This window comes from Arthrobacter sp. 147(2020) (genome assembly GCF_013116715.1).
Taxonomy (GTDB): Bacteria; Actinomycetota; Actinomycetes; order Actinomycetales; family Micrococcaceae; genus Arthrobacter_D.
The window spans coordinates 33,496-54,117 of the sequence record NZ_JABFOM010000022.1; the positions used below are offsets into that span (position 1 = coordinate 33,496).

17 protein-coding genes are annotated in these 20,622 nt (G+C 66.1%); 5 read left to right on the top strand and 12 right to left on the bottom strand.

What is annotated here, in order from left to right:
* Positions 1–5: 5 nt before the first annotated feature.
* Both HMI58_RS13400 and HMI58_RS13405 read right to left on the bottom strand, forming a co-directional pair.
* Positions 6–2,393, bottom strand: a complete 2,388-nt coding sequence (locus tag HMI58_RS13400; RefSeq protein ID WP_171620436.1) for an excinuclease ABC subunit UvrA — start codon at positions 2,391–2,393, stop codon at positions 6–8.
* A 127-nt stretch (positions 2,394–2,520) separates the two neighbouring features.
* Positions 2,521–2,931: a VOC family protein gene (locus tag HMI58_RS13405; RefSeq protein ID WP_171620438.1), complete on the bottom strand. Its 411-nt coding sequence runs from the start codon at positions 2,929–2,931 to the stop codon at positions 2,521–2,523.
* A gap of 121 nt (positions 2,932–3,052) precedes the next feature.
* Here HMI58_RS13405 and HMI58_RS13410 point away from each other — a divergent pair, with 121 nt between their 5' ends.
* Positions 3,053–4,495 carry a HAMP domain-containing sensor histidine kinase gene (locus tag HMI58_RS13410; protein ID WP_171620440.1) on the top strand — a complete coding sequence of 481 codons (1,443 nt, stop codon included), beginning with the start codon at positions 3,053–3,055 and terminating at the stop codon, positions 4,493–4,495.
* 4 nt (positions 4,496–4,499) lie between these two features.
* Here the strand turns inward: HMI58_RS13410 and HMI58_RS13415 are convergent, their stop codons facing one another.
* The gene (locus tag HMI58_RS13415) at positions 4,500–6,551 is read right to left on the bottom strand and encodes a S9 family peptidase (protein ID WP_171620442.1); all 2,052 of its coding nucleotides are present in this window, start codon (positions 6,549–6,551) and stop codon (positions 4,500–4,502) included.
* A gap of 77 nt (positions 6,552–6,628) precedes the next feature.
* On the opposite strand from HMI58_RS13415, the gene HMI58_RS13420 reads away from it, so the two are divergent.
* The 4 genes from HMI58_RS13420 to HMI58_RS13435 all read left to right on the top strand — a co-directional run bounded on the left by HMI58_RS13420 (position 6,629) and on the right by HMI58_RS13435 (position 9,713).
* Entirely contained in the window at positions 6,629–7,501 is an 873-nt protein-coding gene (locus tag HMI58_RS13420) for a putative RNA methyltransferase (protein WP_171620444.1), read from the top strand.
* 106 nt (positions 7,502–7,607) lie between these two features.
* Positions 7,608–8,087, top strand: a complete 480-nt coding sequence (locus tag HMI58_RS13425) for an NfeD family protein (RefSeq protein ID WP_171585208.1) — start codon at positions 7,608–7,610, stop codon at positions 8,085–8,087.
* Between the two features lie 82 nt (positions 8,088–8,169).
* The gene (locus HMI58_RS13430) at positions 8,170–9,105 is read left to right on the top strand and encodes an SPFH domain-containing protein (RefSeq protein WP_171620446.1); all 936 of its coding nucleotides are present in this window, start codon (positions 8,170–8,172) and stop codon (positions 9,103–9,105) included.
* 260 nt (positions 9,106–9,365) lie between these two features.
* Entirely contained in the window at positions 9,366–9,713 is a 348-nt protein-coding gene (locus HMI58_RS13435) for an RNA polymerase-binding protein RbpA (protein ID WP_024477045.1), read from the top strand.
* Positions 9,714–9,776: 63 nt separating this feature from the next.
* Here HMI58_RS13435 and HMI58_RS13440 read toward each other — a convergent pair whose 3' ends face one another.
* From HMI58_RS13440 to HMI58_RS14980, 9 genes are all read right to left on the bottom strand, one after another.
* Positions 9,777–10,523 (bottom strand): polyprenol monophosphomannose synthase, encoded by a 747-nt coding sequence (locus HMI58_RS13440; RefSeq protein ID WP_171620448.1) that lies wholly within the window; start codon positions 10,521–10,523, stop codon positions 9,777–9,779.
* A 401-nt stretch (positions 10,524–10,924) separates the two neighbouring features.
* A complete protein-coding gene (locus HMI58_RS13445; protein WP_171620450.1) occupies positions 10,925–12,583 on the bottom strand; it encodes an amidohydrolase family protein in 1,659 nt (552 codons plus the stop codon).
* A 32-nt stretch (positions 12,584–12,615) separates the two neighbouring features.
* A complete protein-coding gene (locus tag HMI58_RS13450) occupies positions 12,616–15,441 on the bottom strand; it encodes a DEAD/DEAH box helicase (protein ID WP_171620452.1) in 2,826 nt (941 codons plus the stop codon).
* A 54-nt stretch (positions 15,442–15,495) separates the two neighbouring features.
* Positions 15,496–16,281 (bottom strand): twin-arginine translocase subunit TatC, encoded by a 786-nt coding sequence (tatC, locus tag HMI58_RS13455; RefSeq protein ID WP_171585255.1) that lies wholly within the window; start codon positions 16,279–16,281, stop codon positions 15,496–15,498.
* Between the two features lie 60 nt (positions 16,282–16,341).
* The gene (tatA, locus tag HMI58_RS13460) at positions 16,342–16,641 is read right to left on the bottom strand and encodes a Sec-independent protein translocase subunit TatA (RefSeq protein ID WP_171585203.1); all 300 of its coding nucleotides are present in this window, start codon (positions 16,639–16,641) and stop codon (positions 16,342–16,344) included.
* Between the two features lie 75 nt (positions 16,642–16,716).
* Positions 16,717–17,055 carry a hypothetical protein gene (locus HMI58_RS13465; protein ID WP_171620454.1) on the bottom strand — a complete coding sequence of 113 codons (339 nt, stop codon included), beginning with the start codon at positions 17,053–17,055 and terminating at the stop codon, positions 16,717–16,719.
* Positions 17,056–17,142: 87 nt separating this feature from the next.
* Positions 17,143–19,110, bottom strand: coding sequence for a WYL domain-containing protein (locus HMI58_RS13470; RefSeq protein ID WP_171620456.1), 1,968 nt, complete (start codon positions 19,108–19,110; stop codon positions 17,143–17,145).
* Between the two features lie 73 nt (positions 19,111–19,183).
* Complete coding sequence (locus tag HMI58_RS13475) at positions 19,184–19,579, bottom strand: FKBP-type peptidyl-prolyl cis-trans isomerase (RefSeq protein ID WP_171585200.1); 396 nt, start codon at positions 19,577–19,579, stop codon at positions 19,184–19,186.
* Positions 19,580–19,618: 39 nt separating this feature from the next.
* The gene (locus HMI58_RS14980) at positions 19,619–20,554 is read right to left on the bottom strand and encodes an FKBP-type peptidyl-prolyl cis-trans isomerase (protein WP_171620458.1); all 936 of its coding nucleotides are present in this window, start codon (positions 20,552–20,554) and stop codon (positions 19,619–19,621) included.
* Positions 20,555–20,622 lie beyond the last annotated feature (68 nt).

A 20,622-nucleotide genomic window follows, 5' to 3' on the forward strand; every position in this document is an offset into this window, starting at 1 on the left:
GAGCATCAGGCGACGTAGGTCGCCAGATGCTCCCCGGTAAGTGTCGACCTGGCCGCGACCAGATCAGCCGGCGTTCCCTCAAAGACCACCAGGCCGCCGTCGTTCCCGGCACCCGGACCCAGGTCGATGATCCAGTCGGCGTGGGCCATCACCGCCTGGTGGTGTTCAATCACGATGACCGACTTACCGGAGTCGACGAGCCGGTCCAGCAGTCCGAGCAGGTTCTGGACATCGGCCAGGTGCAGGCCGGTCGTCGGCTCGTCCAGCACATAAACGTCACCCTTGTCGGCCATCTGGGTGGCCAGTTTGACGCGCTGCCGCTCACCGCCGGACAGGGTGGTGAGCGGCTGCCCGAGGGTTAAATAGCCCAGCCCCACATCGACGAGCCGGGCGAGGATCTTGTGTGCTGCGGGCGTCTTGGCGTCCCCGTCGCTGAAAAATGCTTCAGCCTCGGTCATCGACATCGACAGTACCTCGGAGATATTGCGGCCACCGAGGGTGTACTCGAGCACCGACGCCTGGAATCTCCTGCCCTCACAGTCCTCGCAGGTGGATTCGACAGTGGCCATCACACCCAGCTCGGTAAAGATTATCCCGGCACCATTGCAGGTGGGGCACGCACCCTCCGAGTTGGAGCTGAACAGTGCCGGCTTCACCCCGTTGGCTTTCGCGAACGCCTTGCGGATCGGTTCCAGCAACCCCGTGTACGTGGCGGGGTTGCTGCGCCGGGACCCCTTGATCGCACCCTGGTCGATCACGACGACGCCGTCGCGGCCCGCCACCGATCCGTGGATCAGCGAGCTCTTGCCCGACCCGGCCACCCCGGTGACCACACACAGCACGCCGAGCGGCACGTCAACGTCCACGTCCCGCAGGTTGTGCATCGTGGCACCCCGTACTGCAAGCGTTCCCGACGGGGCACGCACCGTCTCCTTAACGGCAGCCCGGTCATCGAGGTGGCGCCCGGTGATGGTGTCACTGGTCCGCAGCCCGTCGACGCTGCCTTCGAAACACACGCTGCCGCCCTGGGACCCGGCGCCGGGACCCAGATCAATCACATGGTCGGCGATGGCGATGGTCTCGGGCTTGTGCTCGACAACGAGCACCGTGTTCCCCTTGTCCCGCAGCTGAAGCAACAGGCCGTTCATCCGTTCAATGTCGTGGGGGTGCAGGCCGATGGTCGGTTCGTCGAAGACGTAGGTGATGTCGGTCAGCGAGGAGCCCAGGTGCCGGATCATCTTGGTCCGCTGCGCCTCTCCCCCGGACAGGGTGCCCGCCGGCCGGTCGAGGGACAGATAGCCCAGCCCAATTTCGGCGAACGAGTCGAGGAGGTGCTGCAGGCCGCGCAGCAGCGGGGCAACCGAGGGTTCGTCGAGGCCCCGCACCCAGACGGCCAACTCATCGATCTGCATGACGCACAGGTCGGCAATATTTTTTCCCCGGATCTTTGACGACCGAGCCTCGGGACTGAGGCGGGTGCCCTCACACTCGGGGCATGGCTGGAAGGTGATGGCCCGTTCCACGAACGCCCTGATGTGGGGCTGCATGGCCTCGACGTCCTTGGACAGCATCGACTTCTGGATCTTCGGGATGACCCCCTCAAAGGTGAGGTTGATTCCCTCGACCTTGACCTTGGTGGGTTCCTTGTAGAGGAGATTGTCGAGTTCCCGCTTGGTGAACTTCGCGAGCGGCTTGTCGATATCGAAGCCGGCCCCGGCGAAAATGCGGCCGTACCAGCCGTCCATGCTGTAGCCGGGGATGGTCAGCGCCCCCTCCCCCAGCGACTTGGTCTCGTCGAACAGCGCCTTGAGGTTGAAGTCGGACACCGATCCCATGCCCTCGCAGCGAGGGCACATGCCACCCAGGTAGACCGCGTCCTTGACGACACTCTTCTCGACCCTGCCACCCTTGTCGGTGCTCATCACCCCGCTCGCCTTCCGGGTAGGGACGTTGAAGGAGAACGCCGTCGGTGGGCCCACATAGGGCGACCCCAGGCGGCTGAACAGGATCCTGAGCATGGCGTTGGCGTCGGTGGCTGTTCCCACTGTCGACCGGGGATTCGCGCCCATCCGCTCCTGGTCGACGATGATCGCCGTGGTCAGCCCCTCCAGATGGTCGACGTCGGGCCGGGCCAGGTTCGGCATGAAACCCTGCACGAACGCGCTGTAGGTCTCGTTGATCATCCGCTGCGACTCGGCGGCGATGGTGGCAAACACCAGCGAACTCTTCCCTGAGCCCGAGACGCCGGTGAACACGGTCAGCCGGCGCTTCGGGATCTCCACGAAAACATCCTTGAGGTTGTTTTCGCGGGCGCCCTGCACCCGGATCAGGTCGTGCTGATCGGCGGTGTGTGAAGCGGATGGAGGAGTTTCGGTCCTCGTCGGCGTGCTCATTGTGTCTCCTCCTGCCGTCCTGCCCGCGCGGCGGTGACCGACGGCGTCGTTGGCCTGGTGTTCTCCACCTTCAGACTACGACTGATTGTGCTGCAGCGGCCGGTGCGGTGGCAACGCCCCGACAGTGTCAGCCGAGTTCGTTGATCCGGACGAGGTTGCCTGAGGGGTCACGGAAGGCGCAGTCGCGCACCCCGAACGGCTGCTCGGTCGGCTCCTGCACCACCTCAGCACCGCTGGCGAGCACCCGCTCGAAGGTGCCGTCCAGGTCCGTGGTACCCAGGACGATGCGTGCGTAGCTGCCCTTCGCCATCAGCTCGGCAATGGTGCGCCGCTCCGGCTCGGATAGACCCGGGTCGGCCGACGGCGGTTCCAGCACGATGGATGTCCCCGGCTGTTCGGGCGGGCCGACGGTGATCCGCCGCAGGCCGCCGTAGCCGACGTCGTTGCGGACCTCGAAGCCCAGCACGTCGCGGTAGAAGGCAACGCTGGCATCCGGGTCGGTGTGCGGGAGGAAGGTCCAGTGGATGGTGAGGTTCATGGCAGACACCCTAAATCGGCAGTAGTAACGGCGCTACTCGATTCCTGACCAGTCAGGTGAAATGCTGCACCCGCCGCGTAAAGTTGTCCAGCAGCCGATGGCTGGGGCTTACCCTTGCGGTATGAAAAGCACTAGCCCGTGGCGCTGGACGTCGAGCATCCGCGTGCGGATCGTCGCCGTGGTCGTAGTGCTCCTGGTCCTTTCCTCGGTGGGATCGGTCCTGTTGCTGCGCCTGGTCCTGTTTGAACGGCTCAACGAAGAGATCAGCATCAGCCTTGACCGTGAGGCGGAGGAGTTCAGGCTGCTCGCCGGAGGCGTTGACCCGCGAACCGGTGAACCGTTCGGTGAGGACCTCTCGGCTATCTTCGACGTGTACTTCTCCCGCGAGATCGCCGACGAGGGTGAAACGCTGCTGGCCTTCCTCGATGGTGAACTTTACGAATCCCGCCGCGCACAGCAGGTGCCCGATCCCGAAGAGTTCCGCAGCACAGTGGACTACTGGCTGGGGCTTGAAGAGATGGAGAAGGGGACCATTGATACGCCGGCCGGGAAGACCAGCTACGTGGCGGTGCCCTTCGACGGTGATCCTTACGACGGACTTTTCGTGGTCGCGAACTTCCCCGCCAATGAACAGAGCGAGATTGACCGGGCGGTCCAGACGCAGCTCGTGGTTCAGCTGGGCACCACCATCTTGGCCTCGCTCCTCAGCCTGGCCCTTGCCGGGCGAGTGCTTCGCCCCCTGAAGTCCCTGGCGGAGACGGCGCGGATCATTTCGGACACCGACCTCAGCCGGCGGATCGAAACCACCGGCAAGGATGAGGCATCCCAGATCGCCGACGCTTTCAACGACATGCTGGCACGGCTTGAACAGTCCTTCACTACCCAGCGGCAGTTCCTGGACGACACCAGCCACGAGCTGAGGACGCCCCTGACGGTGATCCGCGGACATATGGAGTTGCTCGATCTCGACGAGACCCCCGAGGAGCGCGCTGCAACCGTTGCGCTGGTCACCGATGAGGTGGACCGGATGAACCAGATCGTCTCGGACCTGTTCGTCCTGGCCCGCGCCGAGCGGCCGGACTTTCTGGCCCTCGACCGGGTCGAGGTGCGGGAACTGGTGCTGAGCGTGTACCGGAAGATGACGGCCCTCGCCGACCGGGACTGGCAGGTCGACGCGCCCGAGCCGACGGTCATTCTCGCTGACCGGCACCGGGTGACCCAGGCGCTGCTCCAGCTGGCAGACAACGCGGTCAAGTTCACCGAGGCGGGCGCCACGATCCGGCTCGGCGCCGATGTCTCGCCCGAGGCGGTGCGTCTGTGGGTGCTGGACTCTGGCCCCGGCATCCCCGCGCAGGACGCGGACCAGATCTTCACCCGTTTCAAGCGCGGCTCGGGACGGGACACCGCGAAAACTGGCGGCGCTGGCTTGGGCCTGTCCATCGTGGCCGCGATCGCCGAGGCGCACGGCGGCAGCGCGTCGCTGGTGACACGACCGGGCTGGGGAGCGTGTTTCGAAATCCTGCTCCCCCGCCACGCCGTGCTGCCGCCGGCAAGCCCCGGCTAAACCGTCAGACGGGCTGGTTCTGCGGCGTGGGCAGGTAGGTCGCCCACCACTGCAGGATGTGCTCGAACCGCTGCCGGCGGTGCCACGGCGATCCGGCCCGCGACAGCTCGTGGGTCTCCCCCGGGAAGACCAACAGTTCGGTAGGCACGCCCCGCAGCTTCAACGCCGTGTAATAACGCTGTGCCTGTTCCAGTGGGCAGCGCAGATCCTCCTCCGAATGCACAACGAAAGTGGGGGTCTGCACCTTATCCACATGCGCGAACGGGTTCTGTGCCTTGATCTGTTCCGGATCGGACCCGGTGTAGGCGTCGGAAAAGAACCAGCCAATGTCCGACGACCCGACGAAGGATGGTGGGTCGAGGTACCCGCGCTCCACCACCGCCGCAGTGAACCGATGGTCCTGGGAGATGGTCCACGCGGTCAGGTAGCCACCATAGGATCCGCCCATCACCCCCAGCCGTTCCCGGTCCATCGCCGGGTACTTCTCCAGCGCGCCCTCCAGGAAGCCCAGCACGTCCTGCAGGTCGACGGTGCCCATGGCTCCCTTGATGACCCGTCCGTGCTTCTGCCCGTAGCCCGCAGCGCCCCGCGGATTGCACATGACCACCGCGTAGCCAGCATCGACGTACACCTGCGCCTCGTCGAAGTAGCCCCAGCCGTACTGGGCAAACGGGCCGCCGTGGATGTTCAGCAGGACCGGGTGGGGGCCCTCCCCAGCGGGTTCGAGGACCCATCCGTGCACCGGGTGACCATCGCCAGCGGTGAAGGTCTCCTCCACCGGTGTCACCACAGTGGTCTGCTCCCGCAGGTCGCTGGAGAAATCGGTCATCGGGGAGAGGGTTCCCCCTGACACCACCGCCACGTCGCCCATGGTGTGCGCGTCCGTGTAGGAGGCGACGACCACATCGCCGGCCGCTGCAGCGCCCGTGACGATCAGCTCGCCGTCCAGGAGCTCCGTCAGCGTGCCGTCAGCCGAGACCTCCAGGAGGGTTCCCTTCCCCCGGGTGCGGTTGAACACGAGCACCGAGTCGTCGCCCCGGGGCACGATGTCACCGACCTCCCCGAGGTCGACAGTCTCCGCGTCGGTGAGGGCGCGCGTCTCGCCGGGTGCGTCCACCGGGGCGACATACAGCGCCGTGTTGCGGGCCAGGAAGTCGAGTCCGTCCTCGGACAGGTCGCTGCCCAGGAAGAAGAGCCATTTGCCGTCGAGGCTTTCCACCGGGCGGTTGCAGCCAAGCCGGGTGCCCGCCCCGTTGTTGGTCAGCCGCGACAGGCCAGTTCCGTCCACCGCCATCGAGTGAATGTCGGTGTACAGCGTGGTGTCGGCGTCCGGGTGTAGCGCAGCGGTGAACAGGATCCGCTGCCCGTCGCGGGAAAACACCGGCTCGTTGTGGTCGGTGTTGGCGGTGGTCAGCTGGACCGCGGCGGGGAGACCCTTGGAGCCAGCCCCCGTCGACCCTTCCGGCGTGTCCGCACCCTCGGCTGCCGCCGCTTCCTTGGCACGGCCTACCGGTTCCACGAACGGTGCCGCATCCAGGTCCGGCAGGTCAAGGACGAAAATGTGGTTGCGCTTGTCCACCGTGTAGCCCAGGCCGTTCATACGGTACTTGAACGTGCTGATCCGGCGGGGGTCTTCAAGGCCGGGCCCGACGCCGTCGACGGTTCCGTACCGGCCATGCTCGGGCATCCGGGAGGTGAAAACGATCTTCGACGAATCCGGCGAGAAGTTGAACGCCCCGACTCCCATTTTCTGGTCGGTGAGTGCCTGCGGTTCGCCGCCGCGGCTATCGACCATCATCAGCTGTGGCTTTCCACCCGGCGCTGACCGGAGAAACGCGAGGAGCCTGCCGTCAGGCGAATACTGGGGTGCGGTGTCGCGGAAGCCGCGGGTCAGCCGGCGGGCGTGGCCACCGGCGACCGGAAGGTCCCACAGTTGTCCGACATAGGAGTCGGCCTGGAAATCGGGTCGGGTCACTGAGACGACGCAGTGCTGCGCGTCGGGTGAGAGCGACGGTGAACTTACGGACTGGAGGAGGTTCAGCTCATGTGGTTTCACAGGTTCGAGACTAGATCAGTCATCGGGACTTCCCAATTCGGACACGGGGGCAGCGTCGCGGGCCCTAGGATGAAGGCATGCCCCGCCTCCCGGAGAACATTTTGCGCTGCCCCGTGTGCTCGGTGGTGCTTGAACTCTCGGCAACGGGCCGGACCCTCGGGTGCGCAACCGGGCACCGGTTTGATGCGGCGAAGCAGGGGTACTTCAACCTGCTCACCGGCCGGGGCACGCCGTTCCTGCCCGATACTGCCGCAATGGTGCAGGCCCGGACCGACTTCCTCGGAGCGGGCCACTACGACCGCCTCCGGGACACGGTCTCAGTCCTGGCGCAGCGGCGGGCCGTGGCGCCGCGGGTAATCCTGGACGCCGGAGCAGGCACCGGCTACTACCTTGACGGGTTGCGCCGCGGCCACCCGGAAGCCTCCCTGGTGGCCCTGGACATCTCCAAGTTCGCCCTGCGCCGTGCCGCACGGCTTCTCGACGACGACGGCGTCTGCCTGGTCTGGGATGTCTGGCGCCCGCTGCCCATCCAGGACGGCGCGGTCGACCTCTTGACGAACATTTTCGCTCCCCGCAATCCTGAGGAGTTCCACCGGGTGCTGCGGCCCGGCGGCGTGCTGGTGGTGGTGACCCCCCTGCCTGGTCACCTGGCGGAGATCGCCGACGACGCCGGCCTGCTCGTGGTGCCCGGAGACAAGGCCGACGGGGTGTCCACCACGCTGGCCGGTTTGTTCCACGAGATGGAGGCGGTAGTTGTTGACTATCCGCTGCGCCTCTCGCGCACCGACGTCTACAACGCGGCCCTGATGGGTCCGGCCGGACACCATCTGGACCAGGCCGTGCTCTTGGACCGGCTCGCCAGTCTCCCGGAGTGGACCGGGGCTAGAGCCCGTTTCACCGTCCAGGTGTTCGGGCGGTCAGCGGGGACCGCGACCCTTGCGGATGTATAACAACCGCCCTGTCGTGCTTCCCATCCCTAGGTTTCGTCACTCTGCTTTGGCATGATGGAGGTACGCAGTACGTGCGCCCAATGGCGCCCTAGCCCAAGGGGAAGACATGTTTGAGTGGCTTATGGAGAACGGCTGGATACTCTGGCTCGTCCTGTTCCTGGGGCTTGCCGCTGTGGAAACCCTGACTCTCGACCTGTTCTTCATCATGATGGCTATGGGCGCCCTCGCCGCCATGATCAGCACCTTCATCGGCGCGGCCTTCTTCCTGCAGGTCGTGGTGTTCTGCGTGGTGTCCCTGCTCATGGTGCTGGTGGTTCGGCCGGTTGCCCTGAAACACCTGAAGCGTGGCTCCCCCGAGCAGCTGAGCAACATCGACCGGTTGATCGGCGAATCAGCGCTGACCCTCGACGTGGTGACCGGGGAATCCGGCACCGTGAAGATCGGCGGCGACACCTGGTCTGCCCGGACCGTCGACGGCTCCCTGATCCCTGCCGGCGAACGCGTCGCAGTTTCACGAATCGACGGAGCCACCGCCCTGATCTCAGCACCTGCTCAGCCGAAAGCCGCCGACTCCGGCGCCGTCTAGGCTCCATCGCCAACCGTCTACCCATCCCAGTGGCACTTACCCGTGACACTGGACCTGTGCCACCAACCTCAAAGGGGAACACATGCCTAGCGACGCAGGGGCCATCGGACTAACAGTCGTCCTGATTGCCCTGATAATCTTCGTCCTGATCGTGCTGGTTAAATCGGTCAGGATCATTCCTCAGGCCCGCGCTGGCGTGGTGGAACGGCTGGGAAAGTACCAGCGAACCCTCCAGCCAGGCCTGACGATCCTGATCCCCTTCGTGGACCGGTTGCTTCCCCTGCTTGATCTGCGCGAGCAGGTCGTGTCCTTCCCACCGCAGCCTGTCATCACCGAGGACAACCTGGTGGTTTCGATCGACACGGTGGTCTACTTCCAGGTCACTGACCCGCGGGCGGCGACCTACGAGATTGCCAATTACATCCAGGCCGTTGAACAGCTGACCACCACTACCCTGCGTAACGTCGTCGGTGGTCTGAACCTCGAAGAGGCGCTGACCTCCCGTGACCAGATCAACGGACAACTCCGTGGGGTCCTCGATGAAGCCACCGGGCGCTGGGGCATCCGCGTGTCGCGGGTGGAGCTGAAGGCCATCGATCCTCCTCTGTCCATCCAGGACTCGATGGAGAAGCAGATGCGCGCGGAGCGGGACCGCCGCGCGGCCATCCTGACCGCCGAGGGCACCAAGCAGTCCCAGATTCTCACCGCCGAGGGTCAGCGGCAGGCGGCGATCCTCGCCGCGGAGGGTGATGCCAAGGCAGCCATCCTGCGCGCCGACGGTGAGTCCCAAGCCATCCAGAAGGTCTTCGACGCCATTCACAAGGGCAACCCGACCCAGAAGCTGCTCGCGTACCAGTACCTCCAGACGCTTCCGAAGCTCGCCGAAGGGTCCTCCAACAAGCTGTGGATCATTCCCAGCGAGGTTGGCGAAGCGCTCAAGGGAATTGGTAACGTCCTCGGTAACACGACGGCTGACGCTCCCGACGGCGAAAGTGCCTCACCTTCCTACAGGGCCTAGAACCGTCACCGCCTGACCGTCCCCTACCGGACCTGACCCCGGGGAATTCCCCGACCGATGACGGCCGGCTAGCCAACCGCTAGCCGGCCGTTTCTGTTTGGCCACCACTCCGGCGTATAATTGTGTGTTTGCCGTAGTTTCGCTGCTGTGATCGGGAACAGACTCAAATTCCACAGCGTTATGTAGATGGCAGGACGTGGCGGAAAACGCCACACCACCATCCGCCGTTACGGATGCCAAATTGTTGAGTAGGAGAATACATGAGCGATCGTAGCTTGCGCGGAATGCGCCTCGGAGCGCAGAGCATGGAGACAGAATCCGGGGTTGAGCCGGCTCCCCGTCAGCGGGTCGAATACCGCTGCGGAGACGGCGAGCGGGTGTTCGTCACCTTTGCGGCGGAAGCTGACGTCCCACCGGTCTGGGTATCCAAGACCGGCAAGGAAGCGCTGCTCGTCGACGGAGAGCGCCCCGACACCTCAGGTGACAAGCCGGTGCGTACGCACTGGGACATGCTGCTGGAACGCCGCAGCATGGACGAGCTGGAGCAGATCCTCCAGGACCGCCTGACCATTCTTCGGGAACGCCGCGGAGAACGTCAGTCCGCCTAGATGCACTGACAAAGCCGGGCCTCCTGCCTCCGGGCAGTAGGCCCGGCTTTTTTTGTGTCCTGGCTAACCGGTGATGTTGCTGGGCTCACCGCGGGTGGTGAGAGCACGCCAGCGTGCAGCAAGGCCCCACCGGGTGACATTTCCGATGGCTTCCAGGACGATGCCGCCGCTCATCTTCGACGCCCCAAATTCGCGCTCGACGAACGTGATCGGCACCTCAACGATCTTCAGGCCCAGTTTGGCGACCCGGAAGGTCATGTCCACCTGGAAGCCATAACCGACTGAATCCACCTGGGTCAGATCGAGTTTTTCAAGGGTCTCGCGGCGGAACGCCCGGTACCCGGCGGTGATGTCCCTGACGTTGATGCCGAGCATGATCCTGGAGTAGGTGCTGCCCGCCCTGGACAGGAGTTTCCGGCGTCGCGGCCAATTCACCACCGACCCTCCCGGAACCCATCGGGAACCGATCACCAGGTCCGCGTCAGCCACCTTCTCCAGCAGCGACTGCAACTGTTCAGGGCGGTGTGAGCCGTCAGCGTCCATCTCCACCAGCACGTCGTAGCCGGCGTCGAGCCCCCAGGTGAACCCGGCGATGTAGGCGGCCCCAAGCCCCGCCTTGCCTTGACGGTGCAGCACGTGGATCTGGGGGTCGGCGGCGGCGAGCGTGTCAGCCAGGTCGCCCGTGCCGTCAGGACTGTTGTCATCCACCACCAGGACATCCGAGTGGGGCACGGCACTGCGGAGACGGGCAACCGTCAGCGGCAGCGACTCGATCTCGTTGTAGGTGGGAATGATGGTGACGACTCGCACGCAGGCAACCTTTGGTCAAGTAGCAGGTGCGCCGCAGCGCACGTCCCGGGGGTCGGAACCAAACGCCCAGTATATTGGATGCCCGCGCAGGATCGAAAAGCCGGTGGGGTCAGGTCGTCATCATGATTTGGGTAGGTTCGCGCGCCTTCGGGCCAGCACGGATCGACAACGATCCAGCTGTTTTCTACTGACGCGCGAACCTACCCGTTTCATGAGCACCGATACCGTGACACATGTCTAGCCATCTTCAATGGTGGTGGCTGCCGCAGGCATGAAATCAAACCGGTTCGGTCGGGTGAGCTATGGTTCCTGACTTTCTCAACCCGTTGACACCACAGCCTACGCGCTGTGGAGTTCGTGTCAACAGCCCGCTGACCTGCGGAAACTCATGTTTCCGCAGGTCAGGACGCGGGCTGAAGGGTAGAGGGTAATTCGTTGAAACCTTCGGCCTGGTACAGCTGCCGGCCGTGGTGCACCGTTTCCAGGCAGAAGGGATCCGAGGCTGTATCAAGGGCGGGCAGCAAGGGTGTTCCGGCCCGCGGATCGGTGCTCCAGGACTGGACCCGGCTGTCCGCCGTCTGCACCATCAGTTCCTCCACCTCCCATACCGCGTAGGACGCCGGAGCGCCCGGCACCAGCTGGCCGAGGAGGGGGTTCCCGGACCCCACCGCCCGCCACCCCGCCCGGGTGTGGGCGATGAAAGCGGCTCGGGCGGAGATGCGCTGGGCCGGGTTGTTGTGCAGGACAGCGGCCCGCAGGGTGGACCACGGGTCGAGCGAGGTGACGGGGCTGTCGGATCCGAAGGTCAGGGGTACCCCTGCCGCAAGGAAACTGGCAAAAGGGTTCATGCCGGCCATCCGGGCCTCCCCCAGCCGCTGGCTGTAGAGGCCGCCGACGGCTCCCCAGCGGGCGTCGAACGCCGGTTGGGCGCTGACGGTCACGCCGAAGTGGACCAACTGGGCGATGGCGTCGCTGTCGGCGAGCTCCACGTGCTCCAGACGGTGGCGGGCCTTTCGTACCTTCTCGATGCCGTGCTCCCCCGCCGTACGCGACAAGCCGTCGAGCACCACGTCCAGTCCGGCGTCTCCGATCACGTGGAAACCGGACTGCAACCCGATACTCGTCGCGGCGCCCAGATGAGCGGCGACGGCATCAGCATCCAGGAACACGGTGCCCTGGTGGGAGTCGTCCGAGTAGGGCTCTCTCAGGGCTGCAGTGCGGGAACCGATCGACCCGTCGACGTTCAGGTCGCCTCCAAGTCCGGCCAGGCGCCCGTCGAAGATCTCCAGGATGTCCCTTAGCTCGGACGCCGACCCGACGGCCTGACCCCAGTAGGCCAGCACCTCGGGGAGCGGCTCATCCGCCGGGTTCTGGCCGAGCCGCAGCAGCGCCTGAAGGTCGGCGGCGGGCGAGATGTGCGGTGCGCCCATCTCGGCGACAGCAACGATTCCGTTGGCTGCCGCCCGCCGGAGGGCTGCCCGTTGGTATGAGGTTCGCTGAGCGTCATCGAGGTTCCGTGAGGCCAGCCGGGCGGTGACGTGGGCGTCCCGCACCACGAAGCCGTTGTCCCAGCCGTCGAGGGCTGCCAGCCCGAGGGTGGACGCCAGCGAGCCGGACACCACCGCCGAATGGACGTCGGCGCGCGTCAGGTACACGGGTTTCCCGTTGCCGGCCAGGTCCAGCTGCGCAGCCGTGGGCACGGTCCGGTCCGGCCAGCGGGATTCGTCCCAGCCGTGGCCCAGAACGGTACCCACACCGCTCCTCGCGGCGGCGGCGACCCGGTCCAGCAGTTCGTTGAGGCTGCCGCAGCCTCCGAGGTCAATGGACTCCAGGGCCAGACCGGTCTCGGTGGTGTGGACGTGGGAGTCGACGAATCCAGGGGTGATCAGTGCGCCAGCGAGGTCGACGACCGTCATGGTGGAATCTGCGAGTGACTCGGCGGCATGCTCGGAGCCGATCCAGGCGACCGTGTCGCCGTCGACCAGCATGGCCGTCGCAAACGGATCCGCTGCGCTATAGACGGAGCCGTTGCGGTATAGAACAGGGCGGGGCGGGGTCATGCGTGCTCCAGACAGGTGGGGGAAGGTGATTTCTAGTCGCCGATGGCCGAGTAGGCCACCACGCCGCGACGGATGAGTCCAATGGCATCGATGCATCGTCGGCGCTGCCCGCTCGGCAGGTCGTCGATCTTGGCCAGCTGATCGAGCAGGTCGATGACCTGCTTGGTCCACCGGACGAAATCTCCGGCGGCCAGGTCGGTTCCGCTGAGGGCGGGCTGGAGGGCCTTCCCTCTGGCCCACTTGTACATGGGCCAGACGAGACCCAGCTCGGGCTCCCCGGTGACCGGCAACTTGAACTGTTCCTCAAGGTCGGTCAGCGCGGACCACTGGCGGACGACGACGTCGATCGAGTGGTCCAGGGTTGCCCCCGGCATTTTCGGGCGCAGTCCGCGCTCCTCGCGCTTCGCCTGGTACACGAGGACAGAGGCTAGCGCCGCTGTTTCGGCGGCGTCCAGTCCCTCGAAGGCGCCGTGCTCGAGGGACAGCGCGATCAGGAGGTCCTTCTCGCCATACACCCGGCGCAGCTTGCGGCCGGCAGCGGTGATGGTGGTGCCCGACGGCGTGTCCTGCAGGTACCCGTAATGGAGCAGGACATCGGAGACCCGGTCGAAGGTCTTGGCGATGGTATTGGTGCGCCCCCGGATCTGACTGGTCAGCCGGTCGGTTTCGCGGCGGAGCTTCCACCACCGTTCGGCCCACCGGGCGTGCTGCTCCCGGTCGCTGCAGCCGTGGCAGGGGTGAGCCCTGAGTTTCCGGCGCAGTTCAGTGATGGCCGCCTCTTGGCGGTCGGTGGCGCCGGAGAGGAAGCCGTCCTGGGGGCCCGTACCGCGGCGGGGCGGACGTTTGTCGTGCAGCGCGTTGCGGAGCGACGAGCTGAGGTCGCGCCTGTCCTTGGGGCTACGGGCGTTGAAGTTCTTGGGGATCCTGATGTGGGACAGGACGTCCAGCGGCCCGGTGAGGTCCTGCACACCCACGCGTCGGATCTGCTTGTCTTCGGTCAGCACGGTGGGCCGCGGCTCCCGGGAATTGTCAGGGCTGAGGACCACTGCGTACCCCTGGACCCGACCGGCCGGCACATCAATGACATCACCGGGCCGCAGCATTTCCAGGGACGACGCGGCTGCTGACCGGCGGTTCCGGGACGAGGCTTTAGCGGCGAGGGTCTCGAGGTCCGACAGTTCCCGGCGTAGCTTCGAGTACTCGGTGAAGTCCCCCAGGTGGCAGGTCATCGACTGTTCGTAGCCCTTGAGGGACTCCTCACGGGTCCGCACCTGCTTCGCGAGCCCCACCACCGAGCGGTCCGCCTGGAACTGGGCAAAGGAGGTCTCGAGGATCTCGCGGGAGCGGTCCTGCCCAAACTGGGCGAGCAGGTTGATGCTCATGTTGTAGGTGGGACGGAAGCTGGAATTCAGCGGGTAGGTACGCCGGGACGCCAGCCCAGCCACCGCACCGGGATCGGTGCCGGGCTGCCAGAGGACGACGGCGTGACCTTCCACGTCGATGCCCCGGCGGCCTGCGCGGCCGGTCAGCTGGGTGTACTCCCCCGCTGTCACGTTCACGTGCGCCTCGCCGTTGAACTTGTCGAGCTTCTCCAGCACCACCGACCGGGCGGGCATGTTCACGCCGAGCGCCAGGGTTTCAGTGGCGAAGACGGCCTTCACCAGCCCCATGGCGAAGAGCTTCTCGACGACTTCCTTGAAGGTGGGCAACATCCCGGCGTGGTGGGCGGAGAAACCGCGGATCAACCCTTCCCGCCACTCCCAGAAGCCGAGCACCGCCAGGTCCTCGGGCGGCAGGTCGACCGCTGCCTCGTCCACCCGCAGGCTGATGATCTCCCGTTCGGCCTCAGTGGTGAGCCACAACCCGGCGTCGAGGCACTGGCTGACGGCTGCCTCGCAGCCGTTGCGGGAAAAGATGAAGGTGATCGCGGGGAGCAATCCGTCCTTGTCCAGGGCGCTGATCACCTGGGGGCGGGTGGCACGCCGCACGCGGGATACAGCCTGCGGCGGCCGTTTCGCCGGGCCCCTCCCCCGCCGTGAGCCACCGCCCGCTCCCCAGTTGGCCCGCTGGGTCAGCCGGGTTTCCGAACTGGCCAGTTCCAGGAGTTCGGGGTTGACCTCGTACCGGTCCTGCGCGCCGGACTCGGCTCCGGCGGGGGCCGCTTCGTCGAAGGCCACCTCCCCGGCGAACAGGTCCAGGAGGTTCTGCCCCACCATCACGTGCTGCCAGAGGGGAACGGGGCGGTGCTCGGAGACCACCACGTCGGTGTGGCCGCGGACGGTGTCCAGCCACGCCCCGAACTCCTCGGCGTTGGATACCGTCGCGCTCAGTGACACGAGCCGGACCTCGGAGGGCAGGTGGATGATCACTTCTTCCCAGACGGCCCCACGGAACCGGTCCGCCAGATAGTGCACCTCGTCCATGACCACGTACCCGAGGTCGTCGAGGGTATCCGAGTTCGCGTACAGCATGTTCCGCAACACTTCGGTGGTCATGACGACGACGGGGGCGTCCGGGTTGATCGTCGTATCGCCGGTGAGTAGACCCACCCGGTCCGAGCCGTAGACCGCGCACAGTTCCGAGTACTTCTGGTTGCTGAGGGCTTTGATGGGGGTGGTATAAAACGCCTTGAGACCCTTTTCCAGGGCCAGATACACGGCGAACTCTCCGACGACTGTCTTGCCTGCGCCGGTGGGCGCCGCGACCAGCACGCCGCGGCCCGCTTCAAGGCAGACACAGGCGTCCCGCTGAAACTGGTCCAGGTCGAATCCCAGGGTCTGCTCGAACTGGAACAGCGCGGTTGCTGAGTGTGCGGTGCGCGCCTGTGCTAGCTGGTACCGCTCGGCGGGGGAGGTCATGGTTCAAGCCTAATCTGTCCCGGCTGGCGGGTTTGCAACGTCCGGCTCGGGTGCCTAAAGCTCGTCGAGGGGGGACGCGGTGTCGGCGCTGGCTTCCACCTCGGCGTCCTGTGCGGCCCGCCGGCGGTCTCGCCGCTTGTCGTTCACGAGGCACAGCATGATGGCGATAAAGAAGAGCACCACCATCGGGGCGGCCAGGTAGAGCATGCCGAGCGCGTCGCCGCCGGGTGCAGCCATGGCGGCGAAGACGCAGATCAGGAAGACGGTGATCCGCCAGGCTTTCAGGATTTGCCGGCCGGTGAGGATTCCCACCAGGTTCAGCCCGAACAGCACCACCGGGAGCAGGAAGGCGATCCCGAAGGCGAGCATGAGGCGCAACACAAAGGTGATGTACTCGGTGACGAGGATGAAGTTCGAGAACCCGCTGGGGGTGAAATCGGTCAGTACCCGGACCGCGTTCGGCAGCACCAGCCAGGCGAGGTAGATCCCCGCGAGGAACAGGGGCACGGCGACGGCGATGAAGGACAACGCCACCCGGCGTTCCTTGGTTTTGAGTCCGGGGGTGATGAACGCCCATAGTTGGTAGAGCCAGACCGGGCTCGCCAGGATGATCCCGATAAAGACCGAGATCTGCACGAGCAGATCGAACGGCGAGGCGACCCCGGCGAAGTTCAGGACCGCTTCCCGGCCCTCACGGGCGTTGATGTCCAGGATCGGCTGTGACAGCGCGGTGAGGACAGGGTTGTAGATGAAGAACCCCACCACCGTCCCGAGGACCAGCGCGATCGCCGATTTGATCAGGCGATTCCGGGCTTCCAGCAGGTGCTCCCGGAGAGCCATCCGCGCCTCGGGGTTGGATTTGCGACCTCTGCCGCGCACCTTCAGCACCGCCAGCTCACCCTAGGGTGTGCGCGACGTCGGATCGGCTGGACCCGGCGGATTGTGCTGTCCGGGTGTGGCCGGACCCTGCTGATCGGGGTGGTCTGAGCGGCTGCGTGCTGGCGGGACAACGCGTCCCTCGACGGGTGCGCCGTCGTCGGCCGCCTCGGACGGACCGTCGTCCTTCATCTGCTTCACCTCGGACTTGAAAATCCGGAGGGACTGGCCGACGCTCCGGGCCAGGCCCGGCAGCTTGGGCGCTCCGAAAAGCAGCAGTGCGACAACTACAATGGCAACTAGTGCCCAGCCTTCAGGTCTCATGATGAAATCCTTTCATAGTTCTCGCTAAGGCGATTCCCTGCATGGGTCACCCTCTGATCCTGCACGGACCGGGCCCTAGACATGCGGGAGATCTCTCAGGCTCACGGGCTGGGAGCGGTTCACCCGGCGGTGCACGCGGCGTTCACGGCGCTTGGCAACCCGCAGGGCCTTACCCACAGCCCGTTCATCCCTGACGTCCGCGGGGTCGCGGAACACTGCCGGCACGAATTCCCGGACGGCTTCGTCCGGGCTGGCCGCGGGGGTGGTCGACCGGTCAAATACCTCACCGGCATGCTCCACCTCTTTGAGGAGGGCTTTGACCTTCCGGAAGAGGTAGTACCCGAGCGCGGCAAGTACCAGGAGGGTCAGCGCAAGCAGGGCCACCCAGATCACAATCCACGTCCACCAAGGCATGATTCAAGTCTAAGGGAGTCCTGGCTGTCGCGGGGACAGCGCCGCGGGACCCCTGCTGACTGATGCGCACGGTACCGGCCAGAGCGGTTAGGGATAGTTCAGCCGGGCAGCGGACAGCCAGGCCGAGCACTCCCGTGACAGATCCTCGGGGGCGCTGACCATGGCGTCCCCTCCGAGCCTGCCGACCAGGCCCGGGATCCACGAGGTGGTAGCTACCCGTATCTCTGCTGCCAGCCGTCCCTCGGGCAGCTCGACGGTCCGGGCGGCGTCGTAGTGCTCGGCGACCCAGCGGGCGGGATCCTGGAGGATGAAGGTCACCAGCTCGTCGCCCGCGGCCGGGCGGAACACCGCGTCGCCGACCGGCACCGGCCGGGGCCCTGCCTGAACGGGAACCGTGGTGACCCGGGCGTCCTGGATCCGGTCCAGCCGGAAGTTCCTGACTGCCTCCGCGCCGATGCACCAGGCCTGGAGATACCAGACGTCGTCGCGGGAGAAGGCGCGGATCGGTTCCACAGTCCGGTAGGTGACCTCGTCGCGGGCGGGCACCAGATAGGTCAGTTCCAGCTGAACCCGGTCGCGGAGGGCGGTCTGGAGGGTTTCGAGGGTGGGCCCCACTGCATCGTCGGTCAGGGTGGTGGCGATGGCTTTCCCTGCCCGACCGGCGTCCCCGGCAGCCTCGGTGAGTTTCGCGTGGGCGCTGGCCGCTGCGGACCCGGGATCCAGACCGGGCAGCCGGCGGAGCGTGTCCAGCCCCACGATGAGGGTGCAGGCCTCGTCGAGGTTCAGGCGGACCGGTGCCGCGAGGTTGTCGGCGTTGCTGAGGAAAATGCGGTCCCCGTCGAGGCTGACCTCGACCAGGCCGTCCGGGTAGTAGCGGGGTCCGCTGACGAACAGCAGCTCAAGGTCGGCGGCTAGCTGGTCGCGGGTGACACCGAACCGCCTGGCGGTCTCTTCCATGTCCGCCCCGGGATGGTCCAGGAGGTAGGGCACCAGGTCGAGCAGTCTCCGTAGCCGCGTGTCGGCTGAGGCCTTGCGGCGGACTGGACGTGGCGCCGGACCGGTGAACTCGACCACCGGGAAGGGTCCCTCCTGAGCGGCGGCCGCGCGGATCAACCGGTCGCGTACCTGATCCACCAGGTCGGCTGGGGCGACGGCCCGGGCGCGGGGTCCGAAGGCGGCGATGTCGGCGGCGGTGTCACCCGGATCGCCGTAGGGGAAGCGCAGCAGATCCCAGCCGCCATCGGCACCGTCCAGGACTGCGCCGCGGCGGGTGCGCAGCAGGTGGCAGGTATCGGGCTGCACAGCCACTACTGCTTCGAAGGGGTCGCCTGCACGGTCGAGGGAGTCAAGTGAATCGTGCATCGCGAAGTTCTCGGGCACCTCATAGGTGCCCTCCAGGAGCTTCGGTGCCGTCGTTATCCGGGAGAGCCTGAAGTACCGTTCCTCGCCGCGGTCCAGGTCCAGGCCCACCACGTACCAGTGCCCGTAGCGGCTGCCCATCCCCCAGGGTTGGAGGGTGCGTGGTTCTTCCCGCCCGGTGCTTGCTGCGCGATAGCCGAAGGAGATCGGGCGGCGGGAGGTGGTGGCACGCCACACCTCGTCCCAGTGCGGCTCATTGGTCCGGATGCGGGGTTCCACGGGAAGGGGCGCGGGGCCGTCGTCGGCCGCGCCGCGGTCCTGCAGCTTCCGCAGGGCCCGGGCGGCTGCCGAGTCGAGGGTGGCTACATCCCACATGCCGGCGGCGAGGGTCAGCGCGGCTGATTCCTCGGCGCTGAAGGTCACGGCGGGCAGCCGGTACTCGGCGGCGTCGATCCGGTAGCGGCGGATGGAGTTGTCGTGATCGAAGGCGGGATCATCGCTGAAGGACTGGACGGGGATCCCTTGTTCGCGGAGCATCGCCTTGTCCCGGTCGAAGAGTTTTTCCCGGGCCGAGGGTGTGGGTGCCCCGGCGTAGAGTTCGATTTCCCTGAACAGCTCCTCCTTGGTGTAGCCGCGCTGCGTGGAGAGCAGCAGCATGACCAGGGTGAGGAGGCGTTCCGTTCGTTTAGCTGACACGTTGGCAAGAGTACCTGCAAGACGATGGCCGGGGCACACTGTGCCCCGGCCATCGGTCGAACAGGTACTGCGGTTAGCGCAGGCCCATCAGGTCGACCACGAAGATCAGCGATTCGCCGGGAGCGATCGCCCCACCCGCGCCGCGGTCACCGTAGGCGAGGTTCGCCGGGATTTCCAGCCGGCGACGTCCGCCGACCTTCATGCCGAGCAGGCCCTGGTCCCAACCCTGGATGACCTGGCCGATGCCCACCTTGAAGTCCAGCGGTGCACCCCGGTTCCAGGAGGAGTCGAACTCTTCCCCGGTGGAGAAGGCGACACCCACGTAGTGGGCGGAGACGGTGTCCCCGGCCTTGGCCTCGTCGCCGGAGCCCTCGATCAGGTCAGAGATGACCAGTTCGGTGGGGACTTCGGTGCCGGGGAATTCGATCTCCGGCTTGGTGCGGTCGGTTCCGTTTGATCCGATAGACATATTTCTCCTTGAGATGGTGGTGAACAGGTGCCGCCGAAACTATTCGGCGGCGACCTTCTCGACGATTTCTACATAGAACGCGAGGGTGCCGGACGGGCGTCCCTCGGGTGCCGGGTCGCCGTAGCCCATGGGGGCGGGGATGACCAGCAGCACCTTGCTGCCCACGGTCTGGCCGGCGAGGCCCTTGGTCCAGCCTTCGATGACGCCGGTCAGGGGGAACTCGACGGGCTCGCCGCCGGGGTAGCTGGAGTCGAACTGCTCTCCGTCTTCCCAGCGCCAGCCAGCGTAGTTGGCGGCGATGGTGTCGGCCTCGGTGACCACTTCGCCGTCGCCGGCCTCAAGAACCTTGATGACCAGGTCGTCAGAGGGCTCATTGTCGGGGATCTCAATGACCGGCGCGTCGTCGTCGTCGAAGGTGAACGTGGGCAGCTGGCCGCCGGCGTCGAGTTCCTCGACCGCTTCGGGGCTGAGGACCTCGGGAACGGGGGGTGCCTCTTCGGCACTCAGCACGCGCATGACGATCAGCTGCTGCGGGTCCTGACCCTCAAGGACTGTGGTGTAGGCGATCTGAGAGCCGATGGGGGTGCCCAGCAGCACCTCGTACAGCTCCGGGTCAACCTCCTGGAGCTGCTCAGTCAGGTCGAGGGTCTGCGGCTGCCCGGCGGAGTAGGTGTCTCCGAGCACTGAGCCGTCCTCGGCGTTGAGCCCCACCAGGTGGAACGAGACGCGGTCGCCGTCGGCGATGGGTTCGCCCTCGCCGGTGGTGATGGCTGCGGCTGCGGGGCCGGTGACCTCCAGGGGCGACTCGAAGGTTACTTCGGGGGCTTCCTCATCGGTGCCGCCGTCAACGCGAACGGATTCCAGGATCGCGGCGTCCCCGGCGGTCTTCCCCCCAGGGCCATCGGAGCCAGCGTCACCACCACAGGCAGTCAGCGCAAGCAGGAGGGGCAGAGTCAGGGTGAGAGCTTTTCGCACGGTGCTTCTTTCACTGTTGATCGGTGGTGCATGCCATCCGGCCGCGACAGACGGGCCGTAACTGATGA

Coding starts and splice junctions, on each gene's coding strand:
- HMI58_RS13435 (WP_024477045.1), top strand. CDS start 9,366: ATGAGCGATCGTAGCTTGCGCGGAATGCGCCTCGGAGCGCAGAGCATG.
- HMI58_RS13430 (WP_171620446.1), top strand. CDS start 8,170: ATGCCTAGCGACGCAGGGGCCATCGGACTAACAGTCGTCCTGATTGCC.
- tatC (WP_171585255.1), bottom strand. CDS start 16,281: ATGGCTCTCCGGGAGCACCTGCTGGAAGCCCGGAATCGCCTGATCAAA.
- HMI58_RS13475 (WP_171585200.1), bottom strand. CDS start 19,579: ATGTCTATCGGATCAAACGGAACCGACCGCACCAAGCCGGAGATCGAA.
- tatA (WP_171585203.1), bottom strand. CDS start 16,641: ATGAGACCTGAAGGCTGGGCACTAGTTGCCATTGTAGTTGTCGCACTG.
- HMI58_RS13400 (WP_171620436.1), bottom strand. CDS start 2,393: ATGAGCACGCCGACGAGGACCGAAACTCCTCCATCCGCTTCACACACC.
- HMI58_RS13425 (WP_171585208.1), top strand. CDS start 7,608: ATGTTTGAGTGGCTTATGGAGAACGGCTGGATACTCTGGCTCGTCCTG.
- HMI58_RS13465 (WP_171620454.1), bottom strand. CDS start 17,055: ATGCCTTGGTGGACGTGGATTGTGATCTGGGTGGCCCTGCTTGCGCTG.
- HMI58_RS13445 (WP_171620450.1), bottom strand. CDS start 12,583: ATGACCCCGCCCCGCCCTGTTCTATACCGCAACGGCTCCGTCTATAGC.
- HMI58_RS13405 (WP_171620438.1), bottom strand. CDS start 2,931: ATGAACCTCACCATCCACTGGACCTTCCTCCCGCACACCGACCCGGAT.
- HMI58_RS13450 (WP_171620452.1), bottom strand. CDS start 15,441: ATGACCTCCCCCGCCGAGCGGTACCAGCTAGCACAGGCGCGCACCGCA.
- HMI58_RS13410 (WP_171620440.1), top strand. CDS start 3,053: ATGAAAAGCACTAGCCCGTGGCGCTGGACGTCGAGCATCCGCGTGCGG.
- HMI58_RS13420 (WP_171620444.1), top strand. CDS start 6,629: ATGCCCCGCCTCCCGGAGAACATTTTGCGCTGCCCCGTGTGCTCGGTG.